The organism is Streptomyces sp. CY-1 (genome assembly GCF_047218265.1).
GTDB classification, from domain to species: Bacteria; Actinomycetota; Actinomycetes; order Streptomycetales; family Streptomycetaceae; genus Streptomyces; species Streptomyces niphimycinicus.
Window position 1 is genome coordinate 2,440,407 of record NZ_CP178393.1, and the last position, 14,901, is coordinate 2,455,307.

Sequence of the window (14,901 nt, forward strand, 5' to 3'; positions counted from 1 at the left end):
GCTCGTCGACGGCGGGTCGGCGCAGGAATGCGGCTCGGTGCCTCATCCGTGTGATGCGGGCGGGGCAACGCGCCTCGCCGCGATTACGGTGTCGGGCGCTCTCGGTTACTGGCCTTATGGGCCCCGGCCATCAGCGCGGCCAGGTCTTCGGGAGCGAGGAACGACGGCGGCGGCGGAGGCCCCCAGGTGTAGAGCGCCTGCATTCCTTCGAAGGATCGTGGCGTCCAAAGCTGGTCGTCGACGATACAGTCCATGTCGGCGTAGTACTCGCTGAAGTTGCCGGCCGGATCCTTGAGGTACCAGAAGAAGTTTGAGCCGATGTGATGGCGGCCGAGCCCCCACACATGGCGTTCCGGGTGCTCGGTGAGCATGCGCGTGGCGCCCCGGCCCACCTCGTCGACATCCGTCACCTGCCAGGAGGTGTGGTGCAGGAAGTTGAGCGGCGCCTGCTGCACCAGGACGTTGTGGTGGTCGGTGGAGCAGCGCAGGAACGCGGCCGAGCCGGGCACAACATCGCTGACCTTGAATCCGAGTCCTTCGGTGAAGAACCGCTGTGTCGACTCCTGTTCCACCGAACCGATGACGACGTGGCCCAGGGCCAGGGGCCGGACCGGGTCGGTGCGGGAGAGTACGGGTGCTCGGGTGCCGGCACGGTCCAGGCGTCCGGGACCGTTGTACGGGGTGGCCGGAACGGTGATCCGGGTCAGCCGGGGTGCGATGCGCACTTCCACCGAGATACCGGCGATGGGTTCCGTGGTACGCAGGGCGTTGGCGTCGCGTTCGCAGGACAGCTCGAGCCGTTCCAGGTTAGCGGCGATCCGGTCCAGGTCGTCGCCGTCGTCGGCGGCGACCGTCATCGCCAGCAGGCGCCGGACGGGGGAATGTTCGAGGAAGAACTGTTCACCGCCTTCGACGGTGACGAACCGTCCGGGTGCCACCTGTTCCAGTCCGAAGTCGACGTAGTAGTCGGCAGCCTCGGCCACGTTCGGCACGCCGACGGTGAGTGACTGCAGTCTGTGCAAGGCCATGGTGGTGCCCTTCTCTCAGTCGGCGACGCAGGTCTGCCGGAGCTGCCCTATGCCCTCGATGCGGGTGATGACCTCGTCTCCTGGCCGCAGGTAGCGCTGAGGGGTGCGGGCGTGTCCGACTCCTGCGGGAGTGCCGGTGAAGATCAGGTCGCCCGGCAGCAGCGGGCAGACCGCGGACAGCCGTGCGATCAGTTCCGGGACCGGGAAGATCATCGAAGAGGTTCGTGACTTCTGGACGCTCTCCCCGTTGACGAGGCATTCGATCGCCAGGTCGTCCGGATCCGCGAACTCGTCGGCCGTAACCAGTACCGGCCCGGTCGGCGCGAATCCGGGGAAGGACTTGCCGAGGGAGAACTGCGGCACGGGGCCGACGGACTGCACCTCGCGCTCGGAGTAGTCCTGCCCCGCGGTCAGCCCGGCCACGTAGGACCAGGCGTCCCCGGCGGCCACGTGCTCCGCCCGGCGCCCCATCACCACCACAAGCTCGGCTTCCCAGTCGACGCGGCCGCTGGGCAGCCGAAGCTGCGTGTCCGGGCCGGTGAGGGACGTGGCGAACTTGGTGAAGACCGACGGGGACTCAGGCGCCGCCAGGCTGGCCTCTTCGGCGTGGCCGCGGTAGTTCAACCCGATCGCGAACACCTGCCGCGGCGTCGGCGACACGCTGCCGTCCGGCCCAGTCGATCCGTGGGCGCCTACAGGCTCCAGCTTTGCAGCCCACGACCGGAACGCGTCCCACTCCTCGAACACTGCCAGTGGATCAGCCGAAAACCGACCAGCACTGGCTTGCTCGACATCGATCACCGCCTCTCCGGTCACCAGACACATCCGTCCGGATCGGGTCGTCGTCCTCATGGTGCGCTGCCTCCGGTGCTCTTGCTACTGAATGCCTGGAGTCAACGCCCTCCCCGTCGATACGTCAATGAAATCTCGAGATTTTTATAAAATACCTATGGGGGTTAGTATCTTCGACATGACCACGACCCGCTCCATGACACGCGCCGAGGAGATCTACAAGCGGCTGCGCGCGGACATCCTCAACGGACGGCACGAACCCGGTTCACGTCTGCGCGTGGAAGCCCTGAAGGACAGCTACGGCGCCAGCAGCGGGGTACTACGGGAGGCACTGCCCCGGCTGGTCGGCCAAGGACTGGCGACCTTCGCGCCGCAGCGAGGGTTCCGGGTCGTCACCGTCTCCCCCGAGCGCTTGCAGGAGCTGACCGAGGCCCGCGTATTCATCGAAACCCACGTGGTCCGGGAGTCCGTCGCCGCCGGCACCATCGAGTGGGAGTCCGATCTGCTCGCGGCACACCACCATCTCGCCCGCACTCCGTACTTCAGCGACGACGGAGCCCTCAGCGAACGCTGGCTGGACGCCCACGCCCGCTTCCACCGCGTCCTGCTGGAGGGATGCTCCAACCGGCAACTGCGGGACATCGCCACACAGCTACGCGATGCCGCTGAGGTCTACCGCTGCTGGGCCCGCACACCGGCCGAGCACAGCCACCGCGATGTCGCCGCAGAACACAAGATGATCTGCGATCGCGCCATCGCCCGGGATGTACCAGGCGTCGTCGAGGCACTCAGCCAGCACATCAACATCACCACGCAACTACTGCTCAACGAGTACGGGCGGCACGAGGAAAAAGGCAAGCAGGACCCCGGCCCCCCATTTGGTTGTTGAAAGCTTTGGCCGAAATCGCGACATCCGGTTCTTATGCCCCACCGTCCATGCCAGATGTATCAGACGGTCAGGCCGGCGCTGACCAGCCAGATGTGTTCGCAGGTCGAGGATGCCTTCTGCAAATTCTCGCGGGACTCCTGCGAGGCGTGGTAGAAGGTCCGCTCGATCATCCAGCACAGGGCGCGTGCCATCGCCGACGCTTGTTCCGGTTCGATGCCGACCTGGATGCCGGCTCGTTCCAGGACGGCGGTGATGGCTGTGATGAACAAGTCGGCTGTACGGCTCCACAGCTCGCCGATCTCCGGCACGGTCAGGGACAGGTCGATCGCCGTGCGCATGACCAGGCCGTGCTCGTTCCACAGTTCGACCGTGCGCCGCATGGCTGCCGCGATGGCCTGGCGCGGCTCATCGGCCTGCGCGGTGACCCAGGACCGCTCCCACAGGTGCTCAACCGTCCGGGCCACGAGCGCCGTGACCACTTCTTGCTTGGAGCCGAAGTAGAAGTACAGGGCGCCGCGTGTGATGCCGGCGCCCTGGGCGATGTCGCCGACGGTCATGGCGTCGTAGCCCTTCCGCGTCAGCAGAGCTTCGCAGGTGTCCAGAATGGCCCGCTCCCGGACATCGCCCTTGCGTTCGGCGGCGCGTCGGCTTCGCCCGGGGTGGTGGCCGGGCATCAGAGTTGAGCACCCTCGGCGAAGTCGGTCGTACGGGAGAGTGTCTCCCATGTGCGGATGTCCTCGTCCACGGCCGTGCGCGCGGCGGTGACCAGCCGTAGCGCGTCCGAGCCCAGGACGAGGTGGGCCGGCGGCTGGTCCACCGTCGTGATGTGCACGACGGCTTCCCCGGCCTTGGCCGGGTTGCCCAGTTGGTTCCCGCTTGCCTTCTGCCGCGCTTCGCGGATGGGGGTGAACAGCTCGTCGTAGTCGTCGATGAACTGCGCGGTGCGTGTCATGGACCGCCCGGCCCAGTCGGTGCGGAAGGAGCCGGGCTCGATCGCCGTCACGTGGATCCCGAACTGCGCGACCTCCTTGCCCAGCGCCTCGAGGATGCCTTCCAGCGCGAACTTGCTGCCGCAGTAGGCGGACATGCCGGGCACGGCCATGAGCCCGCCCATGGAGGTGACGGCCATCAGGTGTCCGCGGCGACGCCGGCGCATGTGGGGCAGTGCTGCCCGCAGGGTGGCCACTGCCCCGAGTACGTTGACCTCGAATTGCCGCCGCACCTCGGCCAGCGGCGTCTCCTCGAAGGTGCCCTCCAGGCCGTAGCCGGCGTTGGCGATGACGACATCCAAGGCTCCGACGCTCTGCTCCACCTCTGTGATCACATTCGAGACGGCGTCGCCGTCCGTCACGTCCAGGATGCGGCCGTGAGCGTGCCCGGGTTCGAGCTCTTCGAAGGCCCGCAGGTCCTTCTCCGAGCGGACCGTACCGACGACGGTGTGCCCGGCGGCCAGGGCCGCTTGGGCGAAGGCACGTCCGAGGCCCGTGCTGACGCCGGTGATGAGCCACTTCTGTTCCTGCATTGTTCCTCCATCTGGGACTCGGAAGGAGCCTGGTTGCCCCCCTCACCTCAAATTCTACACGACGTCGATTTTTGTCATCGTCATGCAGATTCTGGTGACGCCTTACGGCTCCGCCAACCTGTGTCGCTCGAAAAGTCTTCGTCGCAGGTGGGAGTGGTACGGCCAGTCCGCTACGAGCTCGCCGACCGGTTCTGGTTTGCCGCCCTGTCCGCGCTGATACCCCGACGCCACTGGCGCGAGGTGTTCCCTGTCGCCCCCGGCACTTTGCTGGCCTGGCACCGCAGGTTCATCGCCGCGAAGTGGGACTACACCGCGCGCCGACGCACCGGACGCCCACCCACCCGGACAGAGATCAAGAAGCTCGTCCTACGGCCGGCCGGGGAGAACCCGAGGTGGGGACACCGGTGGATCCATGGTGAGTTGACCCGACTCGGGCATCGGATCGCCGCCTCGACGGTCTGGGAGATCCTCCATGCCGCGGGCGTCGATCCGGCGCCACGTCGCTCAGGTCCCACCTGGCGCGAGTTCCTGACCGCTGGGTGCAGGGTCCCAGGTCCCACGTGGCGTAGCACGGCCACAAGCGGGTTGAGCTCTTTGAACGTGGTTTTGGCTACCTTGAGCCACAAGGGGTCCGGCAGGTTCTGCCGCTTCGTTATGTGGTCTTGAACAACGACGAGATGGGCTCAGGGCGAATAGGTCGGTTGTCGGGTGCGGGCCCGGTGGGGCTGGTCGCGCAGTTCCCACCGGGCCCGCAGGTGCGGGACGTACCCCGGCGGGCCTGCACGTCGGCGTGGGTCGGCTTCGCTCAGGTGGTGGCCAGTGCCTCGGTGGGGGTCAGCCGGGAGGCGCGGATCGACGGGTAGACGCCGGCGGCCATGCCCACCAGGACCGCACCTGCGAATCCGCCGCCCACCGCGTTCAGGGGAATGACCGGCGGCCAGCCCTGGTAGCCGGCGTAGCCGAGGACGGCCAGGCTGCCCAGCAGCGTCCCTGCCAGGCCGCCCAGGGCGCCCCGAGATGATCGTCACCGACACCGCCTCTTACAGCGACATCGTCTTCGGCTTTCACTCTGGCCGGGTTCACGTACGCGCCGCAGCTCGCGGACCCGCCCGACCAGAAGATGTGGCACATCGACCGCGGCGCCGACTACGGCGCCTTCCAGGACGCGGCCCGAGGCCGGGTCGACCTCGCGAGGATCGAACGCCACTGGGAGGACATCCTGCGGATCATCGGCTCCATCCACACCGGCGCCGTCCGCGCCTACAACGTCATCCGCATGCTCTCCCGGGACGGCCGCCCCACCCCGCTGAACACCCCCTAATCGTCCATTCCGCGATCCGAGGGCTCAGCCAGGTGCGTACGGGAACTGACGTGGGGCCGCGGCCGACTATCTAGCCATGACAAGCAAACCCAAGCGCGCTCGAACAGCCGCCGTGTCCAGGCGCACTGTCCTCGGGACCAGCATGGCCGCTGCGGCTGCGCTGCCGCTCGCCGCCAGTGCAGCGGCAGCGTCCGTGCCGCAATCCGACATTCGCGCTGTGAGGTCATCCGGGAAAGAGGACGCCGCCATGGACATCGTGATCCCGCTCTACGACGACTACGAGCCGCTCGACGTGGTCGGACCCTACGAAGTCCTCGCCTACATGCCCGGCGCCTCCGTACGGTTCGTCGGGGCCGAGAAGGGCCCGGTGAAGGATGCGCTGGGGTCCCTGCCGACGTACGTCCCGGCCACGTACTCCGAGGTGGAGCACTGTGACGTCCTGCTGATCCCGGGCGGGGGCAGCGTCGAGGCTATGGTGGCCGATGCCGATTTCCTCGCTTGGGTGCGCCGCATGCACGGCGGCACCCGGTTCACCACCTCGGTCTGCACCGGGTCCCTGGTGCTGGGCGCCGCAGGCCTGCTGAAGGGCCTGACCGCCACCACCCACTGGAGCGGGGCGGAAGCGCTGGCGTCGTACGGCGCTGTCTACACCCCGCAACGTACGGTCCGGCAGGGCAGGGTCATCACCTCGGCCGGCGTATCCTCCGGCATCGACATGGCCCTCACTCTGGCGGCCTTGCTGACCGACGAAGTGACCGCCCAGGCGATTGAGCTGTGGATCGAGTACGACCCACAGCCCCCCTTCGACTCCGGCTCGCTGGCCAAGGCATCTGACGCGGTGAAGAAGCGGGTCTTCGAGCTAAGGCGTGTCCGTTAAATGCGAGCCCAGACCAGCACCGCGGCGAGGACCGCGGCCGAGCGGCAGACGATCGCGAGCTTGTCGAACCTCGTGGCCGGGCCCCGCCACTGCTTGAGCAGGACGAAGGACCGCTCGACCACGTTGCGGTTCTTGTAGGCCACCACCACGTCGCGGGCCCGCAACCACGCCGGATCGAACGTCGACGGACGCCCGTCTGCTGAACCGCGGCGGCGACGGTGCTCCTGCCGGTCACGCCGTTCAGGGATGACCGCGGTGATCCCGCGGGCCTTGAGCGCCGCTCGGATCGCGCGAGAGGAGTAGACCCTCGTCCCCGAGCAGCATGGTCGGGGTCGTGCGCGGGCGGCCTGCTCCGGTCCTGGGGACTCGCAGGTCGCCCACCAGCAACGGTAGGGACTGGCCGTCGTGCGCCTGCCCGGACGTCACGACGACGGCCAGCGGTCGGCCCTGACCGTCCACGGCGTGGTGGATCCTCGTGGTCAGATGGCCGCGGAACGGCCGATCGCGTGCCCGGCGGGCTCTCGGTGGGCGGCGAGGCCCTGCTCTCGGGCTGCGGCCCGGCACTTCTCGGGGCGGCGGGTGTTGGTGGCGTGCTGGTGGGCCCGGGTGATGGTGGAGTCCACCGCCACCCGCCACCCGCCACCCGCCACCCGCCACCCGCGCCAGTCGATCAGCTCATCGTCGTCCGCGCGGGCGAGCAGGACGCCGAGCACGCGGTCCCAGGTCCCGTCGGCGGCCCAGCGGCGGTGGCGGGTCCACACGGTCTTCCAGGATCCGAACGTGGCTGGGAGGTCTCGCCAAGGAATACCGGTGCGGTACCGGTAGACGATCACCTCCACAATGCGGCGGTGATCAGCCCACGGCCTGCCACGACGACCGGTACTGGAGGGCAGCAGAGGTCGGATGCGGTCCCACTGCCGGTCGGTCAGCCGGGCGTGACGAGGCATCAGGATCAGACCGCGGAGGTGCTGCGCACCCGGGCCGGCAGCCCGGCCGGGCTCAGTCGATCGTCTTGATCACCCGGGCGGGCACTCCCGCGACCACGGCGCCGGCAGGAACATCACGAGTGACCACCGCACCGGCAGCGACCACCGCACCGGCACCGATGGTCACCCCCTGCGTGATCACGGCAGCCGTCCCGATCCAGACGTCGTCCTCGATGACGATCGGGGCGAAGGAGAGGTACTTGCGGCGCTCGGCCAGGGGCAGTGGATGGCCTCCGGTGATGAGGCTGACCTTCGGGGCGATCATGACGCCGTTGCCGATACGGATGCCTCCCTTGTCCATGAAGGTGCATCCCTGGTTGACGAAGACGTTCTCCCCGAACGTCGTGTTGAGCCCGTACTCGGTGAAGAACGGCGGGTAGATCATCACCGATTCCGGCAGCGGGCCACCGAACACAACAGAAAGTAGTTCCGCGCGACCTTCGCCGTCGCTGAACGGAAGCACGTTCAGTCGAGACGTCGCATCGGTCACCTCCACGATCCGCTCCGCATGGCGCGCGAACTCAGGCGTCTGGACATACATGACCTGCTCTGTGCGGGTAGACATGCGCTTATCCCACCACCGCGCAGAACACTCGATCAAACAACCCTGCACCACGCCAGACACAACCAATAGTTGTGGAAGTAGGGTGGAAGTGTGGATGTTGAAGCGCTGCGGACGTTCGTGGCCGTCGCCGAGACCGGCCAGTTCCAGGCTGCTGCCGACAAGCTGGGGATCAGCCAGCAGGCGGTCTCCAAGCGGATCGCGGCCCTGGAGAGGCACATCGAGGTCACGCTCCTGGTGCGGACCTCTCGAGGCTCCCGGCCGAGCCTGGACGGGCAGGTCTTCCTGCCGCACGCCAAGAAGGTCCTGGCGGCCCTCGAGCAGGCCGAGCAGGCCGTGCGCCCCGGCAGCCGCCCCTTGCGCGTCGATGTCCTCAATCGGCGTATCTCCCCGGCCCAGGCCGTCTACCGGTTCTACCGCTCCCACCCCGAGACGGACCTGGACGCGGTCACGCTGAGCAAGGAGAACGCCGCCCAGGCCGCCCAGGCGGTGCTCGAAGGGACCGTCGACGCGTCTTTCCGTGCCCTGCCGGCAGACCAGGTCCCGGCCGGGATCAGCGCCGAACGACTCCTGGACGCACCCCTGGAGTTTCTGGTCGGACCCGGCCACCCGCTGGCTGACGCGCCCTGGGTCAGTCCCGCGGACCTGGCTGGCCACCGCATCTGGATCCCCGGGATCAGGCCGGGCACGGAGTGGGCGGCGTTCTACCAGGCGCTGTCCGACGCCTTCGGCCTGAGCATCGACGCGCTCGGCCCCAACTTCGGTGACGAGGCCCTGATGGACGCGCTGGCCGACTCGGCCTCGCTGGCCACCCTCGTCGGCAGCGGGGACCGGTACCTGTGGCCCCAGACCCACGACCTACGGCGCATCCCGTTGCACGACCCGACCCCGGTCTACCCGCACGTGCTGCTGTTCCGCAGCGGAGACCAGCACCCCGTGCTGACCGCGCTACGCGACCATCTGCACACCGCAGGTCCGCGAACCCCGCACGACGTGTGGGCGCCGGACTGGGTAGACCGCTGACCAGACGACCGAATTGGCAGACACGCCCTAGTGACCCGAGTCAGAGATTTTTGGGTAGTTCCTACGGCGCCCCTGACTTCCCCCGGGTCGGCCTCCCGCAGGTAGCCCCCTGGGCCACGAGGAATCAGAGGCCGACTGCGTGCGGTCGATCTAACTAGGAACCTCTGACTCAGGACACTAGTGGGAGCTACTCGCCGCCAGGTCGTTGAGGACGGCACTGACGGTAAACCAGCACAGGTCGGCTGTGTCGAAGTCTGCGCTGTGTTCGGCTCGCTTCTCGGCGAGGGGGTGCACCAGGTTGCGGTAGGTACGCAGCAGGTCGGAGGCCATTTTCGCGTCCTGGTCGATCCACCGGTTGGGGTAGGCGTGTTGGATGAGTTCCTTGCGGCCGCGTATCGCGGGCTGGTCTTCGAAGCGGCGTGATTGCTGGCCTGACGTCGGCTACGTGGACGAGCACGCCTTCGAGGAGACTTTCCGAGCATGATGACCGCGGATGTGTAGGCGCCGTGTTCTCGGCAGATATGGGCTTCGTCGAGGCGTAGCTGGACCGCGCGGGCCAGATCGGGGTCGGAGACGATGTCGGTGATGGTGACCTTCAGCTCCACACGCAGAGATCCTGATGCTCCGCCATCAACTCGCGATCGCGCGGCGGTCGCAGCCACCACCCCGCTTCTCCTGGAGCGACAGGGCCGTCATGACGGCACTGCTCCGACTCGTCAGCAAGCAGCGGCGTACCCAGATGGCCTTGCTGGTCACTCCGCGATCGGTCCTGCGCCGGCACTCACGGCTCATCGCCTGGAAATGGACCTACCCGTCCCGCCGACCGGGTCGGCCACCGAAACCAGAGACGCTGCGGCAACTGGTCGTGCGGCCGGCGCGGGAGAACCCGAGATGGGGATACCGCCGCATCCACGGCGAGCTCGTCGGCCCGCGACGCGATACCGCCGCCTCGACTGTCCGGTCGATCCTCAAGGAGGCCGAGATCGACCCGTCACCGCAGCGTACGGACCGCTCCTGGTCTGTCTTCCTCAAAGCTCAGGCCACTGCGATCGTGGACACGGACCTGTTCCATATCGACACGGTCTTCTTGCGGCGCTGGTTCGTTCTGTTCTTCATCGAGCACGACACCCGTCGTGTACACATCGCCGGCATCACGCGACACCCCACCGGCCCATGGGTTACCCAGCAAGCACGGAACTACCTGATGGACTTGGGAGACCATGCCCAGTCGACCAGGTTCCTCATCCTGGACCGCGGTACATACTTCACCGAGGCCTCATCCACGAATACAAGCAGGCCGCATAGGGTGACATCGTTTCCGGCTCCCACACCCTTCATGCCTGGCCGGCCTCTTCACCATCGACGAGTGGGGTGGGCCAGGGAGCGGTTCGGCTTGCCTTGAGGGTCTCGATGCCCGCCCGGTCCGTGTCCTCCGGCGCCGCGTTGAGGCGGTGGATCAGCACCCAGGGGCCGTCGTCCATCGCTCCGGCGAAGAGTGATGCGTGGCGTGTCGCTCCGTTGTGCCAGCGCAAGGGGCCGGACGTCTGCCAGCTCGGAGCGGGATCCCCCAGTCGGCGCTCCACCAGGATCCGTACCACCAGGTCGGCTGCCGCACGGGGAGTGGCCCACAAGCCGCCAGCCGGCAGGATCGCGCCGTCCATCGTCCAGGGCTTGCGGGGCCGGCCGAGGAGCCCGGGGATCGGCAGACTTCGGCCGGGTTCGGGGTTCGCGGTTACTTCCGTGATGTCGAGCGGCCGCAGGACGTACTCGGTTACCAGCTCCTCGTACGTCGTCCCGGAGGCTGCGGTCAGGGCCGCGCCGAGCACGGCGTAGCCAAGGTTGGAGTACTCCTCTTGCCGGCCGGGGGGTCGCGTGGCGAGGGTGTCGAGCCGGGGCAGCAGGCAGTCCAGCGCGGGGCGGTCGAACGCAGCGTACGGGTCCCGGCGGGAGAGGCGACCTGGTGGCAGGCGGGGGAGGCCGGAGGTGTGCCGGGCCAGGTGCAGGAGTGTGATCCCGGTCGTGGGGGCCGCGGGAAGCCATCGTTCGACGGGGTCGTCGAGCGCCAGCACCTCGGACGCGGCCATGCGGGTCAGCGCTGTGCCGGTGACGACCTTGGTGAGCGAGGCGATCTGGACGAAGCGGTCGACGGCGTGACCGTCGCTGAGGGCCGGCGGAGCGGCGTCGCTGAACACGCAGGTCGGTATCAGGCGCACGCCGGGCCTCACGTGCCGCGCGGCGGCACCGCGCATGCGGGCGTGCCGCCGGGTAGACGATGGCGGTTGCGGGACACCCAGCGGTAGACCACGCGGGCGCAGGCGCGGATGCCGGGGAGACGGATCACGGCCGCGAGCATGCGGTACGTACGCGACGGCGAGGTGCCCACGTAGCGGGCCAGCGCGTCCGACCCGCCCGCGAGGACCGTACCGCCGCGCAGTAGCAGGACCTCACGGTCCAGGCGTTCGAGGTGCAGCGCCGTCGACTCGGCGGGCAGGAACTGCCACGGCACCGCTTCCAGTGTCGGTGCGGTGAGGGCCCGGATACGGTCGACGGACGTCTGACAGAAGCCGCAGTCCCCGTCGTAGGCGAGGACGGCTGGTGACTGTGGTGTCGAGGCCGGTGGCTTGACGCCGTGGTGGGTCACGGGTTCTCCGTCCAGTGCTGCAACAAGGACTCTCGTTCGACCAGGCGCGGGGCACGCGATCTGGGGGAATTCATCAGCCAGTCCGTGAGCATAGCCGGGGACGCCTTTCCCTGGACAAAGTACCCCAAGAGGCGCTGCGACAACTCCACTTCGCGGACGGAGTACGCGGACGCGGCGGCCGAGTGCACGGGGATGCCGAACCGCGATCCGTCCGCGGTCTCCACCCGGACGGTCATCTCGATGGGGCTCTGCGGTCCGAGGACGACTTCTAAGACCCTCGCGAACGGCCGGCCCGTGGTCGTTCTCGCGGGGACGTCCTCGACCGTCACCGTGGTGACGTGCTGCCAGGGCCAGGAGTCGTTCCGCGGCCCCGATCGCGGTGAGGCCGTCGGGGGCGAGACTGACGGCCGAGGGTGTCGTGCCGGGCGGGGCACCCAGGTAGACGGTCTCCGGGGTGATCCAGAGCGAACGCAAGACGGAGGATCGTAACGCCTGCGGAGCAGGCGGTGGGTTCAGCCTGCCAACTGCTGCAGCCATTCGCGCAGCAGAGCCGTCTCCGTGTCTCGCAGAGGTACCCCGGCGCCCGCAGCCGGGGGCCCGGTGGTGAGCGCGGTGTGAAGTGCGGCATCGAGGGCGAGCGCGCGCGAGGCCAGATCCGACCCGGACGAGGCGGGCGAGTCCGTGGTGACCGAGGCGATGACGGTGTCCCGCAGCCGTGCCGAAGTGGTCAGGTCCCGCTCCGAGGACGCTTCGCCGATCAGCGCCAGCGTGGCACCCGTTGTCGCCGCGTGGATGACGCGGGTCGCCTGCTCCACCGGAACCCGAAGGCGCCCGGCGTCGGCCGCCCGGCCCAGCAGCCTCACCAGCAGGGCGTGCGCCTCGTCCGCGGCCGGGGGCCGCCGCCCGGGCCGCACAGTGCCGTACATGAGCATGTAGAACGCGGGGTGCTGCACTCCGAAGTCGACGTGCAGGTCCCAGCCGCGGTAGAGGTCTGCCACCGGGTCATCGGGGGTCAGCGCCAGTGCCTCGCGTTTCTCGGCCAGGTACATCTCGAATCCGTAGGCGGCCAGCTCGGCCAGGAGTCCGTCCTTGTCGTCGAACATCCGGTACAGCGCGGGGGCCGTGATGCCCGCGGCTGCGGCGACAGCGCGCGTGGAGACCGCCTCGCTGCCGCCCTCCTCCAAAAGCTTGGCGGCCACCTGCAGCACCTGGCGCCGCGCGGTGCGTCGCCCCTCATTCATGGAACAACGATATCCCATTTTGCGTATCGACGCCTTATCGGTGCTACCGTTCAAAGCGGAGCGACGATCCATGGTGATGGTTGTCGGCGCCGGCCCGCGAGACCTGGGCATGCGCCGCACCCCGGCCGGGGCCGTCGGTCCCCACTCGTGGAGCAGTGCGGCCGACCGCCGCAGCGGGCAGCTCAACGTCCGCCGGCACCACCACCGAACACGCCGCCATCACGGCAGGAGAGGAACACCCATGTCCGACATCTCGATCGTCATCGCCTCGCACTCCGGCTACGGCCACACCGCGCAGATCGCCACGGCCGTCACGGACGGCGCACGCTCCGTCGCCGGGACGCACGTCCACCGCGTGGACGTCGCCTCCCTCAGCGACGCCGACTGGGAACTGATGGACGCCGCGGACGCCATCATCTTCGGCACCCCCACCTACATGGGCACCGCGTCAGGGGCGTTCCACGCCTTCGCCGAGGCCACCAGCAAGCGGTGGATGACCCGCGCCTGGAGCGACAAGCTCGCGGCGGGATTCACCAACTCCGGCTCCATGAGCGGCGACAAGCTGCACACCCTGCAGTACCTGGCGCTCCTGGCGGCCCAGCACGGAATGCTCTGGGTGAGCCTGAACCTCCTGCCAGGCTGGAACACCACCACATCCAGCCCCCAGGACGACAACCGCCTCGGCTTCTACCTCGGCGCCGGCGCACAAAGCTTCAACGACACCCCCGCCGTCCACGACGCAGACCTGAACACCGCCCGCCACCTCGGCCGACGCGTCGCCGAGCACACCCGCATCCACCGCGCCGGACTGACCGCCGCAACGCACTGACACAACGGTCCGCCAAAAATTACCCTCTCGTTTCTTTCAGAGGAGTGAGCCATGCAGCACCGGACACTCGGAAACCAGGGCCTTGAGGTCTCGGCGATCGGCTACGGCGCGATGGGCCTGACGATGGCCTACGGACCCACCGACGAGGAGGCCGGCGTCGCCGGCCTGTTCGGTCGCGGTCAGCGGCGGGCCGGTGCTCGCGCTCGCGGCGGCCATCAGCCGGGCCGCCGAGGGGGCACTGGTCTCCGGGGGTATCACCAGGAGGTCCCAGCGGCCCGCCGTATAGGACAGCAGCAGGATCTTGTGCGGATCCCGCTCCGGCGTGGACCAACCGACCTTCACCACATGGCCGTTGACAAGGAGCTTGCGCGGGATGGTCGACCAGTAGCGCGGGTTGACGGCGATACGGGTGATCCGTCCCCACAGCGGATCCAGTACGTCCGCCAGAGCGGCGAGTTCGTGTGTCAGGTCACGTGAACGAGGCCACCAGGCGCCGTCCAACTCGTCGTGCCCTGGTGAAGGACTCAGGGGTTTCAGCGCGAGGCGTGCGGTCGGGGCCCTGAAGGGCACGGCCCGGAGTGGGGGGTGATCGGTGGTCACGGACATCGCGCGAACCCGTCTCCGTACCCCTGCACGTGGGCAGTTGGCCGGTGTCATCGCTCACCGGGAACGACACCGGCATCGGGGCCGGTGTGCGAAATACTCCCGATGAGTTCACGCTACTCCCCGAAGCGGCCGAACGGACCGCGCCTGGACGCGACTCTCTTCCGCCGGCGACGCGGATCAGGTCGTCCAGAGTGGTCTCGGCCGGGCGGTAGGCGATGTAGTAGGAGATCTCCTCGGGCCGGTCAGCGCTGCGGCGGGCGATGACCCAGTGGCGGCGGTCGGCCCGGTGCCAGGGCCGCACCTCGACGCGGGCCCAGTCGTAGATCCGCCGGCCGTGGGCCCCTCGCCGCAGGAGTGGCGCTTCCACTTCTGCCGGGGCAGGTGGCCATGACGTGGAAGACGTCCGCCCCCTCCAGCTCCGAGCACGTCACCGCGGGCAGCCTGCCGGCGGTGGCGCGGACACACACCGGAATCGACAGTTATGTGAGGTACACCCCGATTCCGGGTAAAAGAGCCTCGTGACCACCAAACCGTGGCGTCCGGACACGCTCGCGCTGGCCGCACCCGTCCCTCTGGCGGCGACA

General features: G+C 68.4%; 15 protein-coding genes and 4 pseudogenes. 7 read left to right on the top strand and 12 right to left on the bottom strand.

All coding sequences use genetic code 11. The features are described from left to right. Nucleotides 1-83: 83 nt before the first annotated feature. Both ACK1X7_RS10225 and ACK1X7_RS10230 read right to left on the bottom strand, forming a co-directional pair. The gene (locus ACK1X7_RS10225; protein ID WP_385151014.1) at nt 84-1,028 is read right to left on the bottom strand and encodes a VOC family protein; all 945 of its coding nucleotides are present in this window, start codon (nt 1,026-1,028) and stop codon (nt 84-86) included. 15 nt (nt 1,029-1,043) lie between these two features. Beyond that, a complete protein-coding gene (locus ACK1X7_RS10230) occupies nt 1,044-1,880 on the bottom strand; it encodes a fumarylacetoacetate hydrolase family protein (RefSeq protein WP_385151011.1) in 837 nt (278 codons plus the stop codon). Nucleotides 1,881-1,998: 118 nt separating this feature from the next. Between ACK1X7_RS10230 and ACK1X7_RS10235 the strand changes: the two genes are divergently transcribed. Beyond that, nucleotides 1,999-2,709 (top strand): GntR family transcriptional regulator, encoded by a 711-nt coding sequence (locus ACK1X7_RS10235; RefSeq protein WP_385151008.1) that lies wholly within the window; start codon nt 1,999-2,001, stop codon nt 2,707-2,709. 59 nt (nt 2,710-2,768) lie between these two features. On the opposite strand, the gene ACK1X7_RS10240 is transcribed toward ACK1X7_RS10235, so the two are convergent. Both ACK1X7_RS10240 and ACK1X7_RS10245 read right to left on the bottom strand, forming a co-directional pair. Continuing rightward, complete coding sequence (locus ACK1X7_RS10240; protein ID WP_390795294.1) at nt 2,769-3,383, bottom strand: TetR/AcrR family transcriptional regulator; 615 nt, start codon at nt 3,381-3,383, stop codon at nt 2,769-2,771. Continuing rightward, a complete protein-coding gene (locus tag ACK1X7_RS10245; RefSeq protein WP_385151002.1) occupies nt 3,383-4,231 on the bottom strand; it encodes an oxidoreductase in 849 nt (282 codons plus the stop codon). The genes ACK1X7_RS10240 and ACK1X7_RS10245 overlap by 1 nt, the downstream gene beginning before the upstream one ends. 120 nt (nt 4,232-4,351) lie before the next feature. On the opposite strand from ACK1X7_RS10245, the pseudogene ACK1X7_RS10250 reads away from it, so the two are divergent. The 3 genes and pseudogenes from ACK1X7_RS10250 to ACK1X7_RS10260 all read left to right on the top strand — a co-directional run. Next, nucleotides 4,352-4,768: pseudogene (locus tag ACK1X7_RS10250) on the top strand (integrase core domain-containing protein); the annotation flags it as partial. 471 nt (nt 4,769-5,239) lie between these two features. Continuing rightward, nucleotides 5,240-5,540: pseudogene (locus tag ACK1X7_RS10255) on the top strand (Tn3 family transposase); the annotation flags it as partial. A gap of 259 nt (nt 5,541-5,799) precedes the next feature. Next, nucleotides 5,800-6,429 carry a DJ-1/PfpI family protein gene (locus ACK1X7_RS10260; RefSeq protein WP_385143586.1) on the top strand — a complete coding sequence of 210 codons (630 nt, stop codon included), beginning with the start codon at nt 5,800-5,802 and terminating at the stop codon, nt 6,427-6,429. Here ACK1X7_RS10260 and ACK1X7_RS10265 read toward each other — a convergent pair. Beyond that, nucleotides 6,426-7,376, bottom strand: a pseudogene (locus tag ACK1X7_RS10265) (IS5 family transposase). The gene ACK1X7_RS10260 and the pseudogene ACK1X7_RS10265 overlap by 4 nt on opposite strands. A gap of 52 nt (nt 7,377-7,428) precedes the next feature. Then, nucleotides 7,429-7,956: a DapH/DapD/GlmU-related protein gene (locus ACK1X7_RS10270; protein ID WP_398161576.1), complete on the bottom strand. Its 528-nt coding sequence runs from the start codon at nt 7,954-7,956 to the stop codon at nt 7,429-7,431. Between the two features lie 114 nt (nt 7,957-8,070). Between ACK1X7_RS10270 and ACK1X7_RS10275 the strand changes: the two genes are divergently transcribed. Next, complete coding sequence (locus tag ACK1X7_RS10275; protein WP_385143588.1) at nt 8,071-9,000, top strand: LysR family transcriptional regulator; 930 nt, start codon at nt 8,071-8,073, stop codon at nt 8,998-9,000. A gap of 177 nt (nt 9,001-9,177) precedes the next feature. On the opposite strand, the gene ACK1X7_RS10280 is transcribed toward ACK1X7_RS10275, so the two are convergent. Next, a complete protein-coding gene (locus tag ACK1X7_RS10280; protein ID WP_413114989.1) occupies nt 9,178-9,330 on the bottom strand; it encodes a hypothetical protein in 153 nt (50 codons plus the stop codon). Between the two features lie 364 nt (nt 9,331-9,694). Between ACK1X7_RS10280 and ACK1X7_RS10285 the strand changes: the two genes are divergently transcribed. Then, nucleotides 9,695-10,402 carry an integrase gene (locus ACK1X7_RS10285; RefSeq protein WP_413114990.1) on the top strand — a complete coding sequence of 236 codons (708 nt, stop codon included), beginning with the start codon at nt 9,695-9,697 and terminating at the stop codon, nt 10,400-10,402. Here ACK1X7_RS10285 and ACK1X7_RS10290 read toward each other — a convergent pair. The 3 genes from ACK1X7_RS10290 to ACK1X7_RS10300 all read right to left on the bottom strand — a co-directional run bounded on the left by ACK1X7_RS10290 (nt 10,335) and on the right by ACK1X7_RS10300 (nt 12,882). Then, nucleotides 10,335-11,213: a serine hydrolase domain-containing protein gene (locus ACK1X7_RS10290; protein ID WP_385114266.1), complete on the bottom strand. Its 879-nt coding sequence runs from the start codon at nt 11,211-11,213 to the stop codon at nt 10,335-10,337. The genes ACK1X7_RS10285 and ACK1X7_RS10290 overlap by 68 nt on opposite strands. 8 nt (nt 11,214-11,221) lie before the next feature. Continuing rightward, nucleotides 11,222-11,641, bottom strand: a complete 420-nt coding sequence (locus tag ACK1X7_RS10295) for a thiol-disulfide oxidoreductase DCC family protein (RefSeq protein WP_385143592.1) — start codon at nt 11,639-11,641, stop codon at nt 11,222-11,224. Between the two features lie 512 nt (nt 11,642-12,153). Next, nucleotides 12,154-12,882: a TetR/AcrR family transcriptional regulator gene (locus ACK1X7_RS10300; RefSeq protein WP_390795297.1), complete on the bottom strand. Its 729-nt coding sequence runs from the start codon at nt 12,880-12,882 to the stop codon at nt 12,154-12,156. Nucleotides 12,883-13,123: 241 nt separating this feature from the next. Between ACK1X7_RS10300 and ACK1X7_RS10305 the strand changes: the two genes are divergently transcribed. After that, a complete protein-coding gene (locus ACK1X7_RS10305) occupies nt 13,124-13,711 on the top strand; it encodes a flavodoxin family protein (protein WP_385143598.1) in 588 nt (195 codons plus the stop codon). Between the two features lie 36 nt (nt 13,712-13,747). Here ACK1X7_RS10305 and ACK1X7_RS10310 read toward each other — a convergent pair whose 3' ends face one another. Both ACK1X7_RS10310 and ACK1X7_RS10315 read right to left on the bottom strand, forming a co-directional pair. Further along, nucleotides 13,748-14,281 carry a DUF5994 family protein gene (locus ACK1X7_RS10310; protein ID WP_385143600.1) on the bottom strand — a complete coding sequence of 178 codons (534 nt, stop codon included), beginning with the start codon at nt 14,279-14,281 and terminating at the stop codon, nt 13,748-13,750. 192 nt (nt 14,282-14,473) lie between these two features. Continuing rightward, nucleotides 14,474-14,698 (bottom strand): annotated as a pseudogene (locus ACK1X7_RS10315) (IS701 family transposase); the annotation flags it as partial. Nucleotides 14,699-14,901 lie beyond the last annotated feature (203 nt).